16 protein-coding genes are annotated in these 16986 nt (G+C 44.0%); 7 read left to right on the forward strand and 9 right to left on the reverse strand.

Annotated elements, in window-relative coordinates; translation table 11 throughout:
- Positions 1-30 precede the first annotated feature (30 nt).
- Positions 31-1479, reverse strand: a complete 1449-nt coding sequence (gatB, locus tag CLV51_RS04755) for an Asp-tRNA(Asn)/Glu-tRNA(Gln) amidotransferase subunit GatB (RefSeq protein ID WP_106526851.1) — start codon at positions 1477-1479, stop codon at positions 31-33.
- Between the two features lie 110 nt (positions 1480-1589).
- Here gatB and CLV51_RS04760 point away from each other — a divergent pair, with 110 nt between their 5' ends.
- Positions 1590-2972: an aldehyde dehydrogenase gene (locus CLV51_RS04760; RefSeq protein ID WP_106526852.1), complete on the forward strand. Its 1383-nt coding sequence runs from the start codon at positions 1590-1592 to the stop codon at positions 2970-2972.
- 21 nt (positions 2973-2993) lie between these two features.
- Here CLV51_RS04760 and CLV51_RS04765 read toward each other — a convergent pair whose 3' ends face one another.
- Together CLV51_RS04765 and alaS are read right to left on the reverse strand one after the other, a co-directional pair.
- On the reverse strand, positions 2994-4007 hold the full coding sequence (locus tag CLV51_RS04765; protein WP_106526853.1) for a PDZ domain-containing protein: 1014 nt from the start codon (positions 4005-4007) through the stop codon (positions 2994-2996).
- A 131-nt stretch (positions 4008-4138) separates the two neighbouring features.
- Entirely contained in the window at positions 4139-6754 is a 2616-nt protein-coding gene (gene alaS, locus CLV51_RS04770) for an alanine--tRNA ligase (protein ID WP_106526854.1), read from the reverse strand.
- Positions 6755-7108: 354 nt separating this feature from the next.
- Here alaS and CLV51_RS04775 point away from each other — a divergent pair, with 354 nt between their 5' ends.
- From CLV51_RS04775 to CLV51_RS04785, 3 genes are all read left to right on the forward strand, one after another.
- Positions 7109-8080: a peptidoglycan DD-metalloendopeptidase family protein gene (locus CLV51_RS04775; protein WP_106526855.1), complete on the forward strand. Its 972-nt coding sequence runs from the start codon at positions 7109-7111 to the stop codon at positions 8078-8080.
- 140 nt (positions 8081-8220) lie between these two features.
- Positions 8221-8733 carry a MerR family transcriptional regulator gene (locus CLV51_RS04780; RefSeq protein ID WP_245898618.1) on the forward strand — a complete coding sequence of 171 codons (513 nt, stop codon included), beginning with the start codon at positions 8221-8223 and terminating at the stop codon, positions 8731-8733.
- A gap of 10 nt (positions 8734-8743) precedes the next feature.
- Positions 8744-9256 (forward strand): thioredoxin domain-containing protein, encoded by a 513-nt coding sequence (locus CLV51_RS04785; protein ID WP_158266928.1) that lies wholly within the window; start codon positions 8744-8746, stop codon positions 9254-9256.
- A gap of 210 nt (positions 9257-9466) precedes the next feature.
- Here CLV51_RS04785 and CLV51_RS04790 read toward each other — a convergent pair whose 3' ends face one another.
- Together CLV51_RS04790 and CLV51_RS04795 are read right to left on the reverse strand one after the other, a co-directional pair.
- Positions 9467-10570: a mechanosensitive ion channel family protein gene (locus CLV51_RS04790; RefSeq protein ID WP_106526857.1), complete on the reverse strand. Its 1104-nt coding sequence runs from the start codon at positions 10568-10570 to the stop codon at positions 9467-9469.
- A gap of 10 nt (positions 10571-10580) precedes the next feature.
- Entirely contained in the window at positions 10581-11726 is a 1146-nt protein-coding gene (locus CLV51_RS04795) for an amidohydrolase family protein (protein ID WP_106526858.1), read from the reverse strand.
- Between the two features lie 99 nt (positions 11727-11825).
- Here CLV51_RS04795 and prfA point away from each other — a divergent pair, with 99 nt between their 5' ends.
- From prfA to CLV51_RS04810, 3 genes are all read left to right on the forward strand, one after another.
- A complete protein-coding gene (prfA, locus tag CLV51_RS04800) occupies positions 11826-12890 on the forward strand; it encodes a peptide chain release factor 1 (protein ID WP_106526859.1) in 1065 nt (354 codons plus the stop codon).
- Between the two features lie 220 nt (positions 12891-13110).
- A complete protein-coding gene (locus tag CLV51_RS04805) occupies positions 13111-13701 on the forward strand; it encodes a hypothetical protein (protein ID WP_106526860.1) in 591 nt (196 codons plus the stop codon).
- 237 nt (positions 13702-13938) lie between these two features.
- Positions 13939-14619, forward strand: coding sequence for a YiaD family glycine zipper/OmpA-like lipoprotein (locus CLV51_RS04810; protein WP_106527580.1), 681 nt, complete (start codon positions 13939-13941; stop codon positions 14617-14619).
- Between the two features lie 69 nt (positions 14620-14688).
- On the opposite strand, the gene CLV51_RS04815 is transcribed toward CLV51_RS04810, so the two are convergent.
- From CLV51_RS04815 to CLV51_RS04830, 4 genes are all read right to left on the reverse strand, one after another.
- On the reverse strand, positions 14689-15084 hold the full coding sequence (locus CLV51_RS04815) for a VanZ family protein (protein WP_158266929.1): 396 nt from the start codon (positions 15082-15084) through the stop codon (positions 14689-14691).
- 128 nt (positions 15085-15212) lie between these two features.
- Positions 15213-15593, reverse strand: coding sequence for a glycine cleavage system protein GcvH (gene gcvH, locus CLV51_RS04820; RefSeq protein WP_106526862.1), 381 nt, complete (start codon positions 15591-15593; stop codon positions 15213-15215).
- A gap of 217 nt (positions 15594-15810) precedes the next feature.
- On the reverse strand, positions 15811-16473 hold the full coding sequence (locus tag CLV51_RS04825; protein ID WP_106526863.1) for a peptidylprolyl isomerase: 663 nt from the start codon (positions 16471-16473) through the stop codon (positions 15811-15813).
- 8 nt (positions 16474-16481) lie between these two features.
- Positions 16482-16820: a hypothetical protein gene (locus CLV51_RS04830; RefSeq protein WP_106526864.1), complete on the reverse strand. Its 339-nt coding sequence runs from the start codon at positions 16818-16820 to the stop codon at positions 16482-16484.
- Positions 16821-16986 lie beyond the last annotated feature (166 nt).

Consider the following 16986-nt stretch of genomic DNA (forward strand, 5'->3'; position numbering starts at 1 on the left):
CAATATAAGCTAAATATCTGCAACGATATGTTAGCCTTTGAGTTTTTCAGCCAGCAATTCGTTGGTAAGACGGGGATCTGCTTTGCCTTTGGACAGCTTCATCACCTCTCCTACAAACAAAGCCATCAGTCCCTTTTTACCGCCTTTAAAGGCAGCTACTTTATCCGGATATTTTGCCAGCACCTCATCAATGATAGGGGAAATGTTATCTGCATTATGATCCTGTAATAAATTCAGTCTGGTAGCCACTTCAAGCGGATCGGCAGGTGATTGTATCATTTCCGGTAAAATCCGGGATGAAGCAATCGAAAAGCTGACCTTGCCACTGTCGGTGAGTGCAATTAAAGCTGCCAGGGCAGCGGGTGTTACCGGGAATTGCGCAATATCTGCTGAGTTTTCATTCAACCATGACTTTACAGGGCCCAGCATCCAGTTAGCGGCGGCTTTATATTGCGACGTTACCGTAATCAGGCTTTCAAAATAATCAGCTGTGCCTTTATCATCACAAATCACGCGGGCATCATATTCCGGTAAACCAAATTCTTTCGTGTATTTACGGATGAGTTCTTCCGGCAGCGCCGGCAGTGTAGCTTTTATGGCTGCAATAAACTCATCTGTGAGCTTAAATGGTGCCAGGTCGGGCTCCGGAAAATACCGGTAATCATTGGCTTCTTCTTTGGAGCGTAATGAAAAAGAGCTGCCGTTGGATGCGTCAAAGCTGCGTGTTTCCTGCACCAGGGTGCCACCGGCTTCGATCAGGTCTATCTGCCTTTTTACTTCATTATCAATGGCCCGCTTTACGTTGCGGACAGAGTTCATATTCTTTACTTCTACCTTGGTACCCAGGGTGGTTGCGCCTTTTAGGCGAACGGAAACGTTGGCATCGCATCGCATACTGCCCTCTTCCATATTACCATCGCATACGCCCAGGTAACGCACCAGCCGGCGCATTTCAGTAAGATAGGCATAGGCTTCGTCGCTGGTATGCATATCCGGTTCTGTTACTATTTCTACCAGTGGAACGCCGGCACGGTTATAATCCACATAACTGTTGGCAGGGTCCTGATCATGCAGCAGTTTGCCGGCATCTTCTTCCAGATGGATGCGGTTTAGCTGTATATCCCGGGTTCCGGCATCCGTGATAATGGTTACGTAGCCGCCTTTACAGATAGGTGCGGTATGCTGTGATACCTGGTAGCCTTTGGGCAAATCCGGATAAAAATAATTTTTGCGGGCAAAATAATTATCCTTTTCAATCTCACAATGACAAGCCAAACCGAGTTTGATAGCATATTCTGCCGCTTTACGGTTCATCCGCGGCAGCGTGCCGGGGTGCGCCATCGTAATAGGACTGATATGCGTATTAGGAGCGCCGCCAAAAGCTGCGCTGTCGCTACAAAATAATTTACTCTCTGTAAGCAGTTGGGCGTGCACTTCCAGCCCGATCACTGTTTCATATTTGCTATATATATCGCTCATATTCCATACTGATTACCGCAAATATATTCAAATAATGCCGTGATTTCCGGCTATTTGGTGCCAATAAATCCCTAAATTGAGATACACATCATTATTAAATTTTCTTCCCTATGATCAGCAATGCCCAGGCAAGTCAGCTTTATCAGGCGCAACAGGTTTATTTCGACACTGGCGTTACCCATCCCTATGCATTCCGGAAAACGCAGCTAAAGCGGTTGAGAAAAGGTATTGAGAAGTTTGAATCAAAAATACTGGCAGCCTTGCATGCCGATCTGCATAAACATGCGCTGGAAGCCTATGGCAGCGAAGTAGGATTTTTATATGAAGAAATAAATTATATCCTGGATGGCCTGAAACAATGGATGCAGCCGGAAGCGGTAACCTCTCCTTTTGTTACCTATCCCAGCAGCAGCCGCGTTTATAAGCAACCATTGGGGCTCACATTGATCATCGGACCATGGAATTATCCGTTTATGCTGCTGATAAGCCCGTTGGTAGGCGCTATTGCCGGTGGTAACTGCGCTATTATCAAGCCTTCTGAGATGGCACCGCATACGGCGGCGGTAACGGCGGAAATGATAAAAGATACTTTTGATCCTGCTTATATTACAGTGGTGGAAGGCGATGGCACGGAAGTGATTCCCATGCTCATGAAATTCCGTTTCGACCATGTGTTTTTTACGGGAAGTATACCGGTGGGTAAGAAAATTATGGAGATGGCAGTGCCGCATCTCACACCGGTTACATTGGAGCTGGGAGGAAAATCACCCTGTGTGGTAGATGAAAAAGTAAATATAACGGTGGCGGCTAAACGAATAGTATGGGGTAAGTTCTGGAATGCCGGTCAAACCTGCGTGGCACCGGATTACATACTGGTACATCAAAAAGTAAAAGAAGAACTGGTAGTTGCCCTGAAGGATGCCATTGTTGATTTCTTTGGAGAAGATCCCGCTGACAGCGAGGATTACGCGCGTATTATCAACACTAAAAGATTTGATACAGTAGCAGGATATCTCAAAGATGGCCATCTCTTGCATGGCGGACAATCCAACCGCGACAACCTGTACATTGCGCCTACACTGCTGGATGATGTGGAATGGTCTGACCCGGTGATGCAGGAAGAAATCTTTGGGCCTATATTACCTATCCTCACTTTTACTGATTTGCCACAAGCAATACAAGCGATCAAAAAACTCCCGTATCCATTGGCATTATACGTCTTTACAAAAAGTAAAAAAACAGAGAAAATGCTGATAGAGCAGGTGCGTTTTGGAGGCGGCTGTATCAATAATTCGTTAGTACATCTGACAAACCCTGAATTACCCTTTGGTGGCGCCGGTTACAGCGGTATGGGACAATACCACGGTAAGTATAGTTTTGATACCTTTTCGCACCAGAAAGGCATGCTGAAAACTGCCACCTGGCTGGATGTTCCGATGAAATACCCGCCGTTTAAGAATAAGTTGAAAATGATGAAGATGGTAATGAAATAAGTATGTCCCTTTGCATGAAAATTATAAATCAGCTTTGTTTAATTTCTTTGGTATTTTTATTTCCAATGTTTGTGTTTGTCCATTTCGTTTAACCGTAGCCGTTATAGTTCCTTTGATACGGTTTTCGCGATAAGCACGGGAGAGATCTTTAGTTGTTTTTATAGTATTTCCCGCCAGATCTGTTACAATATCATCTTTTTTGAAACCGGCTTCTTCGGCAGGAGAAGCGGGAGCAATATCAATCACCTGTGCACCTTCGTCATTTTCGGTATCCTGTACCTGTAAGCCGAGCTTTACAGCTTCTTCTTCCAGGTAGCCCAGGCCTTGATGGCCGCGGGGTGCAGGTGGAAAGGAGAAGGAATTATTACCATTCCCAAAAGAGGATAACGGTGGATACATTTTCCAGCTGCGGGCATTTTCTTCTTTTCTTTCATCCAGGGTAACAACAACTTTCTTTTCTTTTTTATCACGTATATACGTTACCGTTATTTTGTCACCTGGTTGGTGTTTGCCGATTGTTTCAAATAATTCAGCCGGCTCATTCATTTTTTCATCATCAACTTTAGTGATGATATCGCCGGCTTTTATACCTGCTTTATCTGCCGGACTACCCTTTGCTGTTGATTTAACGGTAATGCCGGTGGCCGCCGCTTTTTCTGTCATTACACCAAGCAATGCTTTATTCGCAGTAATGGGTATATCACCCCCCTCTCCTTCTTCGTTAAACAATTCAATTCCGCCGGGGAGCATATTGTCTTCCATACTAAAGGAATTGCCGTCCAATGGTGTAATCCTTCTGCGTAAAACGGAAATATTCGGATCCCTGAACTGGTCCACCTTTTTCCCGTTTATCAGGATATCACCGTCCTTAATTTCCACAGTTATTTTACTGTCTTTGTCGCTTTTGCGTTTGATCACAATCTCATCAAATTCACCCATTTTACTTTTGGGCGTATTTTTGGTTTGCGCGGATACCGCGCCCATAGTGAAGCAGGAAAATCCCGCCAATGTGAGGATTTGCAGTAACCTGGTCATATTGCTAGGTATTTGTTGTTTACAATTTAATCTAAAACAACAAAATTAACAGGTGAGGGAGGAAAGAAAAAGTTAAAAAAAACGGAAGACCAAAGGCCTTCCGCTACACTTTTATCAAATCATTGATTTTATTAAATCATTGCTTTCACTGCTGCAATCACCTGCTGCAATTTATCTGTTTCCTGTCCGCCAGCTGTGGCAAAGGTTTTCTGGCCACCACCGCCACCTTTTATCAGTGGTGCAACGAGTTCCTTGATAATCTTTGGTGCCTCCCAGCCTTTTTCTGCTACTAACTTCTCGTCTATGGTCAATGCTACACTGGCTTTTCCACCTACATTGGCAACAAATAACAGCACATGATCCGGGATTTCATTTTTCAACTGAAACGACAATTGTTTTAATCCCTCTGCATTGCTGACAGTGACTACCTGTCCGAGGAAATTAACGCCATTGATTTGCTGGGCTTGATTACGCAGGGTAGCAGCAAGTTGACGAACCTTTTCCAGCTCCAGTACTTCTAATTGTTTTTCCAGAGAGGCCTTGTCCTGCATCAGTGTTTCTATGGCTTTTGCGGCCTCTTTAGGGCTTTTCAGTATAGCTTTAATCGCTTTCAGCTGTTGTAGCTGTTCGTTTACAAAAGCTTCTGCTTTGGCGCCTGTAACGGCTTCCACACGGCGTACACCTGCGGCCACTGCACCTTCAGAAACAAATTTAAACTGACCCAGTTCGCCGGTAGAGCCAATATGGGTACCGCCGCACAGCTCTACACTGTAAGCCGGATCCATCACCACCACACGTACCGTGTCTCCATATTTTTCACCAAATAAGGCCATCGCACCAAGTTTCAGGGCTTCGTCCTTTGGTAATTCACGGATCACTACCGGGATATTCTGACGTATTTTTTCATTCACAATGGCTTCGATCTGTGCCATTTCCTCGTCGGTTACTTTAGCAAAGTGGGAAAAGTCGAAACGCAGGTTTTCTGCATTTACCAACGATCCCTTTTGTGCTACGTGTGTGCCTAACACCTTGCGCAGTGCGGCATGCAGCAGATGCGTAGCGGAGTGATGACGCTCAGTATCGCGGCGTTTCTCTTTGGCTACAACAGCTTTTACTGTTGCGGTGGGCTGTGCAGGCAGCTTGTCGGCAAAGTGAATGGTCAGGTTATTTTCTTTTTTGGTATCTGTTACATGGATCATTTCCTCCCCAAAGTGAAGGGTACCGGTATCGCCTACCTGTCCGCCACTTTCTGCGTAAAATGGCGTCTGGCCTAATACTAGCTGGAATTGTTCTTTACCTTTAGCCTTTACGGTGCGGTATTTCAACAGTTTGGTAGTGCCTTCCAGTTGTTCGTAACCAATGAAGATGGAGTCAGGTGTTTCGTCCAATACTACCCAGTCGCCCATATCCAGTTCGGTGGCAGCGCGGGAACGGTCCTTCTGTTCCTTCATGGCAGCATTAAATCCTTCCAGGTCCATAGAGAACCCATTTTCAGAAGCAATCAGGCTGGTGAGATCATATGGGAAACCGTAAGTATCATATAACTCAAAAGCAGTTCTGCCATCAACAGCTTTCGTAGTGGCATTTTGAATAAAGTCTTCAATCCGGCGTATACCGCTGTCGAGTGTACGCAGAAAATTATTTTCTTCTTCAAATATTACTTTCTTCACAAAATCAGCCTGCTGCTGCAGTTCAGGAAATACATGCGAGAACTGTGCTGCCAGTACTGGCACGAGGTCGTGCAACAGTGGTTTTTTTACATCCAGGAAAGAGAAGTAGTAACGCACTGCTCTACGCAAAATACGACGAATAACGTAGCCTGCGCCGGTATTGGAAGGTAATTGTCCGTCGGCAATGGTAAAGGAAATGGCCCGGATGTGGTCAGCGATAACACGGAAAGCCACATCTTTTTTATCATCTGTACCGGCGTATTTTTTACCACTGAGACCTTCTGTAGCGTGGATGGTACCCATGAACAGATCAGTGTCGTAGTTGGAGGTTTTGTTCTGCATTACCCTTATCAGTCGTTCCAGTCCCATACCAGTGTCCACGTGTTGTGCGGGCAAAGGTTCCAGTGATCTGTCTTTCAGGCGGTTGAACTGCATGAATACATTGTTCCATATTTCAATCACCTGTGGATGATCAGCATTCACGAGGGTTTTACCGTCTACCAGTTTTTTTTCTTCTTCGGGTCTGCAATCCACGTGGATTTCAGAGCACGGGCCGCATGGGCCGGTATCTCCCATCTCCCAAAAATTATCTTTCTTATTTCCTAACAGGATACGGTCTTCCGCGATATGCTGTTTCCAGAAATTATATGCTTCTTCGTCTTTCGGTAAATTTTCGCTGGCATCTCCCTGAAATACAGTTACATAGAGCTTTTCTTTAGGGATTTTGTACACTTCTGTGAGCAGTTCCCAGCTCCAGGCAATGGCTTCTTTTTTAAAGTAGTCGCCAAAGCTCCAGTTGCCGAGCATTTCAAACATGGTGTGGTGGTAAGTATCAATACCTACTTCTTCCAGGTCGTTATGCTTGCCACTAACGCGCAGGCATTTTTGCGTATCTACTACCCGCTTGCTCGCTGGTACTTTGTTGCCCAGAAAGAAGTCCTTAAATTGGTTCATGCCGGCGTTGGTGAACATCAAAGTGGGATCGTTCTTAATAACGATGGGTGCAGAAGGCACAATTTGGTGCCCTTTTGACGCAAAAAAATCCAGGAATTGCTGTCTTATTTCAGATGCTGTCATAAATATTGATACGAATTAATATGTATTTTATATCTTATAGTCGCGTTCCGCCTGCTTAGAGCTTGTTATTGTAATTCAAGCCCTTATAAAGTAGTTAGAAAATTGACATTCAAAAGGTTGATGTTTTAATCTAATTACAGTAGGTTTGTGCGCCATATTTTCCCGCCGTGTTAAAGGGAGTGCAAAAATATCGAAACCTGTATGATTATTCAAAACAGGTTGTGTTAACCGGCAAAAATAGTTATCATGGGAAAAGAAAAGCCAACATTACCCATCCATAAGTTTGTACCTCGTGAAATAAATCAGTTGTCATAGCGTTCACTGCAATATGGCGCATAAAGTATACCCTGGTGCATGAAGAAGGTTAAATATTTTTATAATACCCAAACATTAAAATACGAGAAGCTCGTAGTTTCCTTGCGGGTAAAGGTCCTGAGAATTCTCGGGTTTGTGTCGGCGGCTATCGTTACCGGGGCTATCTTTCTTTCTGTGGCCTACCGTGTGGTAGACTCTCCCAAGGAGAAGTCACTGCGCCGTGACCTGGAAGGAATGAAAGAAAAATATGACGCATTGCAGGGCCGCATGAAAGAGGTAAAAGGGAAACTGGCAGAGCTGGAAGACCGCGACAACGAAATTTATCGTGTAATTTTCGAAGCCTCTCCTATCCCCGATAGTACCCGCCTCGGTAAAATAAACCGGGATGAAGAAGCCGCTCAGCTGCAATCCTTTGCCAGCAGCGAAATCATTGCTTCTACTGCAGTATTGCTGAAAGAACTGACCAACCGGGTTAAGTCACAGGAGAAATCCTATGATGAAATTGATAAGATGGTGAAGAACAAACAGCAGATGCTGGCATCTATTCCCGCCATCCAACCGGTATCCAATAAAGATCTTAAACATATTGCTTCTGGTTTTGGTTATCGTATTGATCCGATCTACAAAACCATGAAATATCATGCCGGCCTCGACTTTGCCGCTCCCAGCGGCACACCCATCTACGCTACCGGCGACGGCAGGGTGGAAGATGCCAGCCTGAGTGATGTAGGCTATGGTAATCACGTGGTAATACAACATGGATATGGCTACAAAACCTTATACGGGCACATGTTGCGTATGAAAGTGAAAGCCGGCCAGGCAGTGAAACGTGGTGATGTATTAGGCTGGGTAGGCAGTACCGGTAAATCTACCGGCCCGCATTGCCACTATGAGGTAATGAAGAATGGCGAAAAAGTAGATCCGGTATATTTCTTCTTTAATGACCTTACACCTGAGCAATTTGACCGTATGTTGAAGATGGCCAGGTCCGGAAACCAGTCGTTCGACTAGCTTTTAGCGCTTAGCTATTAGCTTTTAGTGAGTTATAAGATTATCAAAAGTGAAAAACCGGGGCTAAAAACTTAAAGCTAAAGGCTAAAAGCTTAACTTCATCTTCGTAAAAGATATTTGTCACCTCGTTTTTTACTACGATGCACCAGCTAGACCTTTTTTCGACACCTGGAACGCCGCATCCGGCTACGGATATCGTAACAGTGCCAGCTAAAGTAAAAGCCACAAAAAAGAAGGTAGTTGCCGCGGCACCTATGCCAGGTAAAAAGCGGGGGCGTAAATCATTGAAAGAGTTATCGGAGGATCCTGACCTGATTATGGAGTTGGACAAATTAGTACTAGACAAGCAGTATTATTCAATCAGTGAAGTTGCAGCCATGTTTAAGGTGAATACTTCGCTTATTCGTTATTGGGAGAATGAGTTTGATATACTACAACCCAAAAAGAACCGTAAAGGAGATCGCCTGTTCCGCCAGGAAGATATTCAACACCTGAAATTGATTTATCATTTACTCCGCGAAAGAAAGTATACAATAGAAGGCGCCAAACAAAAGTTGAAAGAAGATCATAAGCTGGCAGCCCGTAATTTCGAAATGGTACAAGCTTTGCTAAAGGTACGGGGTTTCTTAACCGAACTGAAAGATCAATTATAAAAACATGATTATGCATTTGAAAACATTACTATTGGGTGGCTGCTTGCTGTTCTCTTCTCTGGCCCGGGCACAGAGCGGAAGCGATGCCAAGGTACTGAAGGGTAAAGTAGAGATGAAGACACTGATGAATGACCCTTCCACTAGCTGGTTCTATAAAGGGGTGAACGATTATCAGCCCAATGACAATATGCTCAATTATATCAAGGCTAATCGCTCCAACTTCAACCTGGTAGTGGTAATGGGCACATGGGATGAAACCAGCCGTCTGGTTGTTCCGCAGCTTTACAAAGTGATGATCACCGGTGGTAGCCCTGAAGAACAGGTGGTGATGTTTGGTGCAGACCAGAAATTACAAACAGATTCCCCTGTTGATTACAAAGTGAAGAAAGTACCTACCATCATTGTATTTAAGGATGGTAAGGAAGAAGGCCGGATCGTTGGAACTCCTAAAGAATCTATTGAGGGCGACTTGTCCCGCATTTTGCTGAGCAGCAGCAAGAAAGAGAAATCAGACAAGGAGTAAGTGTATTTTGTTTCGGCCTTCGGCCGATAAATTTTCTTGCTCAGGATTTTTCTGATTAAGATGATTTCACTGTTTTTTTATAAAGAAGATTAGCGAAGATAAAAGCGAAATTTCCGCTTCTGTCTTCGCTAATCTTTTTAAATTATCTCAATAATATAAAAGTAATCGGGGTAATCTTCTTAATCAGAAAAAATCCTGGGCAAGAAAATCTCACGACCGAAGGTCGTTTACGTTTACATTCGTTGAAGTAGTGGGGAGCTTCAACCCACGGGCTTCCAGCAATTTTATTACCCCCAGGTTAATCGTTTCACGCAGTGCTGTATACTGGCTACCGTCAATAACGTAGGTGTTAAAGATGATCTGTATAACGTAGGTATCTTTCGTAAAATCATTCAGATTTACGATGAAGTTTTCCAGTACATCATGATTGGTTTTTAATAGTTGACGAACGTCCTGAAGAAACAACAGCAAGCTTTCTGCGGGCGTATCTGTGCCCAGTTCCAGCTTTAACGCCACCCGTTGCTGCGTGCGCAGCGAAAGATTGTCCAGGATACTGTCTACCATCTTTTTGTTGGGTACAGTAACAAAAGTTTTTTCCAGTGTGCGGATGCGGGTGCTGCGCAGGCCTATCTTTTCAACAGTTCCCTGGTAAGCATCTACCTTAACGCTGTCGCCTACACGAAAAGGCTTGTCAAAGAAGATGATAAATGAACCAATGAGGTTTTCAATACTTTCTTTGGCAGCGAGGGCAAGGGCGGCAGCACCTATTCCAAGCCCCGCAACGATCTTCTCTACCAACCCGGTACCAAAAAGGATGCGTATGAACGCAATGGCACCCATAATAAATACAATGGCCTTGAAAAAATCGCGGAAGAAAATAATGAACTGGTTGTCGGTTTTATCGGCAGACAATGCAGCTTTCTTTCCCAGTACCAGCGCAATAAAATCAATCAGCCGCAACATAATCCAGATCACGCTCATGCTCAAAGCCAAACTGAGTAAGGTATTGGTAACATCCTGCAACGTGGCCTTTTCGTAAATATGTACATTCAGTATACGCGGAAAGGTGAACCGGTCGATGGTCAGCATGAAAGTGATCAACAGGAAGAAGTACTCCAGTGGCCGCAGCAGCAGGTTTACAAAATCCTTTTGTTCAATTTGCGGCGACCAGTGTTTTACCAGCCGGAACAGAATGGCTGCCAGTCCTTTTGACACATATCTCTTAATAAAGGATACAAACAGTAAAACACCAATCAATACCAGGTAATCCCGTACGGGGTTGTCTAAAAATACTTTGTCTAAAAACTCATTCATAAAGTAACTGCTAAATTATTCTTTTGCTGTCCAGGTTAATCAATACTACGCCAGGTTTGCTACCGGGGTTAAAGCTACCATAAGTATCCTGGATGCCCAGGGCTTTTGCGCCGTTAAATGTAGCCCATTGCAATATCTCTTCCAACGGAATTTCCGGAAAATGAGTACGAATGGTTTTTATTTCTTCCCAAACAGATAGTTGGTGGTTAGATGCCAGGCTATCTGTACCCAGGGTGATATTACATTTCAATTGCCGGAATAAGTTAATATCAGGCAGCCGGTTTTCTATGTACAGATTGGCCAGTGGGCACAGGCACCACCAGGTTTCCAGCGGTTGTTGCTGTGCAAATTGGATATCCTGTGCAGTTGTATAAGTATTATGTACCAGCAACATTTTATTTGTGGAGAAGATGGGCAGATAAGCCTCCAGGCTATTGCTACCGGTGGCCTTGAATGCACTGATATCTATGCCGAAGTTGCTGTAGAAATCCAGGAATGCGCCTGTCTTATTATTATACAGGTCATTTTCGGCCGGGCATTCCTGGTTGTGAATGCTCACGGGCGTATTGTGTGGGGTGGCTGCCAGCATGCCAAACAGCGTTTTACTTACGGAGTACGGCGCATGGGGTACAATGGAGCACTGATGATGCGGGCCGTTAATATCCCGGAAGGCCTGTAATGTTTCCATGCTGTAGGTATAACGACTATTAGCACCGGCATCTACAAAGCCTATACATTCAATAAAAGAATGATAATAGAGCTTGCCCTGCTGCTTTTGTGCCAGGGTGGCCGTGCTGTTGCAGATGTCCCCCACTGCTGCGATGCCCGAATCCCACATATCCTGCTCCGCTTTGATGATGATGGCGGCCTGGTCGCCGTTACTATTATTCCGGGATTGCATCACCTGGGTTAGGAATGCCGGGAGGCCGGTTTTCTCGGGAATGGCACCTTTCATATGAGATAATTCCAGATGGCAATGTGTATTTACGAAACCCGGACACAAAATTCCATCCAGTTCCTGTACACCATCTCCTGCAGCAGTTTCCGCTACAATGCCCGCCACTGCGCCATTCTCATCCAGAATTAGTACCTTTCCGGCGCCGAGCAAACGTTGCCCGTCAAATATATCTTTCCCCTTTAATTTGATCTGTTTCAATTACCTGGTGTTTAATTAAGTTAATGGTGTTAATTTTGCATCCCGATTAGCAGTATCATATTCCGGTTGGGCAATGATACTCAAAAGTCAAATATAATTATGATAGACAAACTGGAAGCTATAAAAGGTCGTTTCGAACAGGTATCGCTGGCGCTTACGAACCCGGCAGTGGTGAGCGATAACAAGAAGTTTGGTCAGCTCAGCAAGGAATACCGTCAGTTGGAAAAGATAGTGAAGGCATTTGATGCCTATCGAAAACTACTGGACAACATTGCATTTAACAAGGAAGTGCTGGATAGTGGAGATGATGAAATGCGTGACCTGGCAAAGGGCGAAACGGAAGAACTGCAGGAGCAGAAGGCCGCTCAGGAAGAAGTGATCCGTAACCTGCTGATACCAAAAGATCCGCAGGATGAAAAGAACGCTATCCTGGAAATTCGCGCCGGTACCGGTGGCGATGAAGCCAGCCTCTTTGCAGGTGACTTGTTCCGTATGTATCTCCGCTATTGTGAGCTCAAAGGCTGGTCAACCAGTTTGTTGAGCGAAAACCCTGGTTCTGCCGGTGGTTACAAAGAAATAGTAATGGAAGTAAATGGTGATGATGTGTATGGTACCCTGAAGTTTGAGTCAGGTGTGCATCGTGTACAGCGTGTACCAGCCACAGAGGCCTCCGGCCGTGTGCATACTTCCGCTGCTACAGTAGCGGTACTGCCGGAAGCAGAAGAGGTGGATGTGGATGTAAGGGAAGCAGATATTAAAATGGATACATTCCGTTCTTCTGGTGCGGGTGGTCAGCATGTAAATAAAACGGAGTCGGCGGTGAGGCTTACGCACATTCCTACCGGTGTGGTAGTAGAGTGTCAGGAAGGCCGTAGCCAGCACTCTAACCGTGAGATCGCTATGAAAATGTTGCGTACGCGCATATACGAAGCTGCTGTACGCAAACATGAAGATGCTATTGCCTCCAAACGTAAGAGTCTTGTTTCTACCGGCGATCGTTCCGCTAAAATACGTACCTATAACTATCCGCAGGGACGTGTTACAGATCACCGTATCGGCATGACTGTGTACAACATGGACGCTTTCATGAACGGAGAAATAAAAGATATGGTTGATGCCCTGCAATTTGCGGAAAACGCAGAGAAGCTGAAGCAGGGAAGCTAAGATAATTACGAATTACGGAGTAAAGGGTAGATAATAGCGGATAATCCCCGACTGTACCTCCCCTTTACTCCGTAATTCGTAATTAACAATTCGTAATTTTTTTTATCCCCTTGCTTACTCTTACCAAATTATCCTACATTTAATTAGCGGTCACGGCTTAACGGGAAGCCGCCCCACAAGTGAATAAACAAATTTCTCCCCTTTAAAAATCCATATCAAAATGTTAGAGCAATTAATGGACCTCGTTCGGGAACATGCACAGGGTGCTGTTGTTAATAATCCTGATGTTCCTAATGAACACAATGAAGCCGTAATAGGCGCTGCTACTGAATCCATCGCATCCGGACTGCAGCAGGAACTGGCCAATGGTAACACAGAAGGAGTACTTGCTTTACTGAGCGGCAAAGCTGAAAATGGCACTACCGCTGATAATCCGGTAGTTGGAAATATCTCCAATAACCTGGTGGATACATTGCTGCAGAAATTTAACCTGGATAAGGGAGCAGCCACCCAACTGGCCAGTTCTTTAATTCCAAGTGTGCTGGGTTCTTTGGTGCATAAAACCAATGATCCTTCCAATGGTAGCTTTAGCCTGGATGGCATTCTCAATACGTTGACTGGTGGCTCCGCACAGGGTATTAATCTGCAGGGCATATTGGGCAGCCTGTCCGGTGGCCTCGATAAAAACAGAGATGGTAAAGTGGATCTGGAGGATTTAAAAAGCCTGTTGTCTAATGGTGCACAGCAGCAACAGCAAGCTGGTACCAATACCGGCGGTATTGGTGGATTATTGAAAAACCTTTTAGGTTAATTATTCCCTTTTTACAAGGATTATTAATGCGCTTCCGCAATGAAGGCGGGCATTCTCATATGAGGCATAACCTATATGAGTTGTTTTGCTTTATATATTTTTATTGCTTGTTTATTTGTATTAATCAATCTGTTGTGAATGGAAAATAGAATTGGCAAAATATTTGTTTACAAGTTTTTCGATTAATTTTGCCAATAAGATTAATTCTAAAAAACCTTCATGCTTAAATTTATTCTGATGAAAAAAATCAATGTTCTGGTAGCTGTAGTTTTGTCTGCAACTATGTTGTTCAGTTGCAAAACCTGGCAGAGCGCAGACAATACTAAAAAAGGTGCTGTTATAGGTGTAGGTGGTGGTGCTGCCGCTGGTGCTATTATTGGCAAAGTGGCTGGTAACACTGCATTAGGTGCTATCATTGGAGCTGCTTTAGGTGGTGCCGGTGGTGCTTTGATTGGTAAGAAAATGGATAAACAGGCACAGGAAATAAAAACAGTAGTACCTAACGCAACTGTTGAACGTGTAGGTGAAGGTATCAACGTAACCTTTGACGCAGGTGTACTGTTTGGTTTTGATAAGTCAGATCTATCTGCCGTAGCGCAGGATAACATCAGACAACTGGCTACCATCCTGAACAAATATCCTGATACATATGTACGTGTAGAAGGTCACACTGATGATAAAGGAACAGATGCTTATAATCTGGGTTTATCTGAAAGAAGAACAAACAGTGTAATGACTTATCTGAAAGCACAGGGTATTGCTGCTAATCGTATCCAGGGATTCTGGTATGGTAAATCTCAGCCTAAAGTGCCAAATGATTCAGATGCTAACCGTGCTATAAACCGCCGTTGTGAGTTCTCTATCTTTGCGAATGACAAGATGAAAACTGACGCGAAGAAAGAAGCAGGTCAACAGTAATAAAAATATTAGAAATAATTATTTCTCATAAGCAGATATACATTCCCTCCTGGTTTCAGGAGGGATTTTTTATTTATCACGCTTGTTAAAGAATAAGTGGATAACGATCTTAAATACCCATACACCGGCGATAGCACCAAGGGTATCGGCTAATACGTCGTAGAGGTCGAAGCTGCGGTCTGTGGTCCAGTATTTCTGAATAAATTCTATACCCAGTCCGTAGGCTGCGGCCAGGAATACTATCAATAGTAAAGCGATATTGGTAATATGTTTTTTCTGCCAATAAATCCCCAGGCTCAGAAATAGTACAATACCCCCGAACATGCCGAAGTGTACTATTTTATCAAAATGTATTTTCTCTAAAAAAGAGCTAGAGGGAAAGTCTTTGCCGGGAAGCGTACACAAAACAAGAATCATAATGATCCAAAGTGCGGCCGGGATATAATATCTCCAGATTTTCAACATCCTACACAAAATTATAATAATTGCAATATGGTTTCCTAAAGTTGGGTCAGTAAAAAGGACAACAGGCATAGCGTAGATAACGTATAGCCTGTTGTCCTTCTCTTTATATAAAAATATTGTTGGTGTAATTATTCACCTACCAGCGCCTGGTATGCAGCAGCATCCAGTAAAGCTTCTACATCTGCAGTATTGCTGACAGTTACTTTAACCATCCAGCCTTCACCGTATGGGTCCTGGTTTACCAGTTCCGGAGAACCATCAAGTATAGGATTTACTTCATTTACAGTACCAGTAATAGGCATGAAGAGATCAGATACTGTTTTCACCGCTTCTACGGTACCAAATACTTCTTCTGCATTTACAGCTTTACCTACAGTGGTGATATCAACGAAAACTATATCGCCTAATTCACGTTGTGCAAATTCAGTTATACCGATGGTAGCTACGTTACCCTCTAATAAAATCCACTCGTGATCCTTTGTGTAACGCAGATTGGACGGAAAATTCATAATAAGTTTGATTTTGAGCCGTAAAAATACAGAAAGAATTATGATTTTGGCAGCAAGCTGCCTTTAAATTTTCTTTCTCTCGATTTTTATGATTAACCATGATTTTACTGATTTTGTTACTTTTTATAACATAATGTAATCAGTGTAATCATGGTTAATCATAAAAATCGAGAGAAAGAAAATTTAAAGGCAGCTTGCTGCCACCAGGGTGCGCCGGTTAAAAAAAGAACCATTTCTTCATTACCCTGATCTGCACGGGAACATCCTGCAGTGGCCTGTCGTGGCTATCAGTTTGGAGTGCGGCAATTTTGTCAATTACATCCATTCCTTTTATGACCTGACCAAATACCGTATAACTTTGATCGAGATGAGGACTGCCACCTGCTGTTTTGTAGACCTCCCGCTGATCTACCGGTATTTTGCGGCCACCCAGCCGCGTTTTCTCTATTTTATCCAGTTGCTCGTCCGTAAGCACTTTCCCCTGTACAATATAAAACTGGCAGCTGGAAGATGCTTTGTCGGGGCGATCCTCCCGGGCCGCTCCCAGTGCACCTTTGCGGTGGTAGAGGTCCAGCTGGAATTCCGGTGGAATAGTGTACCCCAGGTCGCCATTGCCCAATGTGTCGCCGGGGTGTGCATGTTTGGAATCCGGGTCACCACCCTGGATCATAAAGCTTTTTATGACCCGGTGAAACAGGGTGCTGTCGTAAAAGTGTTGTCTGGCCAGCTTTATGAAGTTATCACGATGCTTTGGGGTTTGGTCGTACAACCGGATGATCATGGTACCATAAGGGGTGATCACTTTAACCCTTCGGTCTCTGGCCGATGCAAAGAATACGATGGATAACAACAGGGTGCTTAGGAGTAGTAATTTCTTCATAAAAGATTTTATGCTTCTTCGTGATCTGTAAAGTAAGCTATAACATGTTCTTTCAGGAATTGTTCCTGTTCCATCATTTCCATTTTTGGAACGGGTTGTAATTCTTTGAAGTGTGGCCAGCCTTCTGCATCGTAGCCATCTATTTCATAATAACCGCTTTGGCTCAGCAAGGTACATACCGCCACATGCATCAGGTCTTGCTTTTGTTCTTTGGTATATTTCTTTTTCAGGTTATTTAATTCATTCACGCCAATAAGGAAAAGTATTGCTTCCATATTGGGCTTTTTGCCGAATCGCTCGGTAAGCATATCTTCTACTGGTTTCCAGCGCTGCGCAAAATCTTCCATGTTGTTTTAGCCTTTAGCTTGTTCTCCGCAAAGGTACGTTATACGGAAAAATATTATATAAATCAGCCGGGCTTTATTAATTTGGGGCTCGCCGGAGAATGATTGTCTGCTGGAAAATGGCCACCGTGGCAAGTTTAACAGCATTTTAACGGCCCATTCACATAGT

The organism is Chitinophaga niastensis, from assembly GCF_003014755.1.
GTDB classification, from domain to species: Bacteria; Bacteroidota; Bacteroidia; order Chitinophagales; family Chitinophagaceae; genus Chitinophaga; species Chitinophaga niastensis.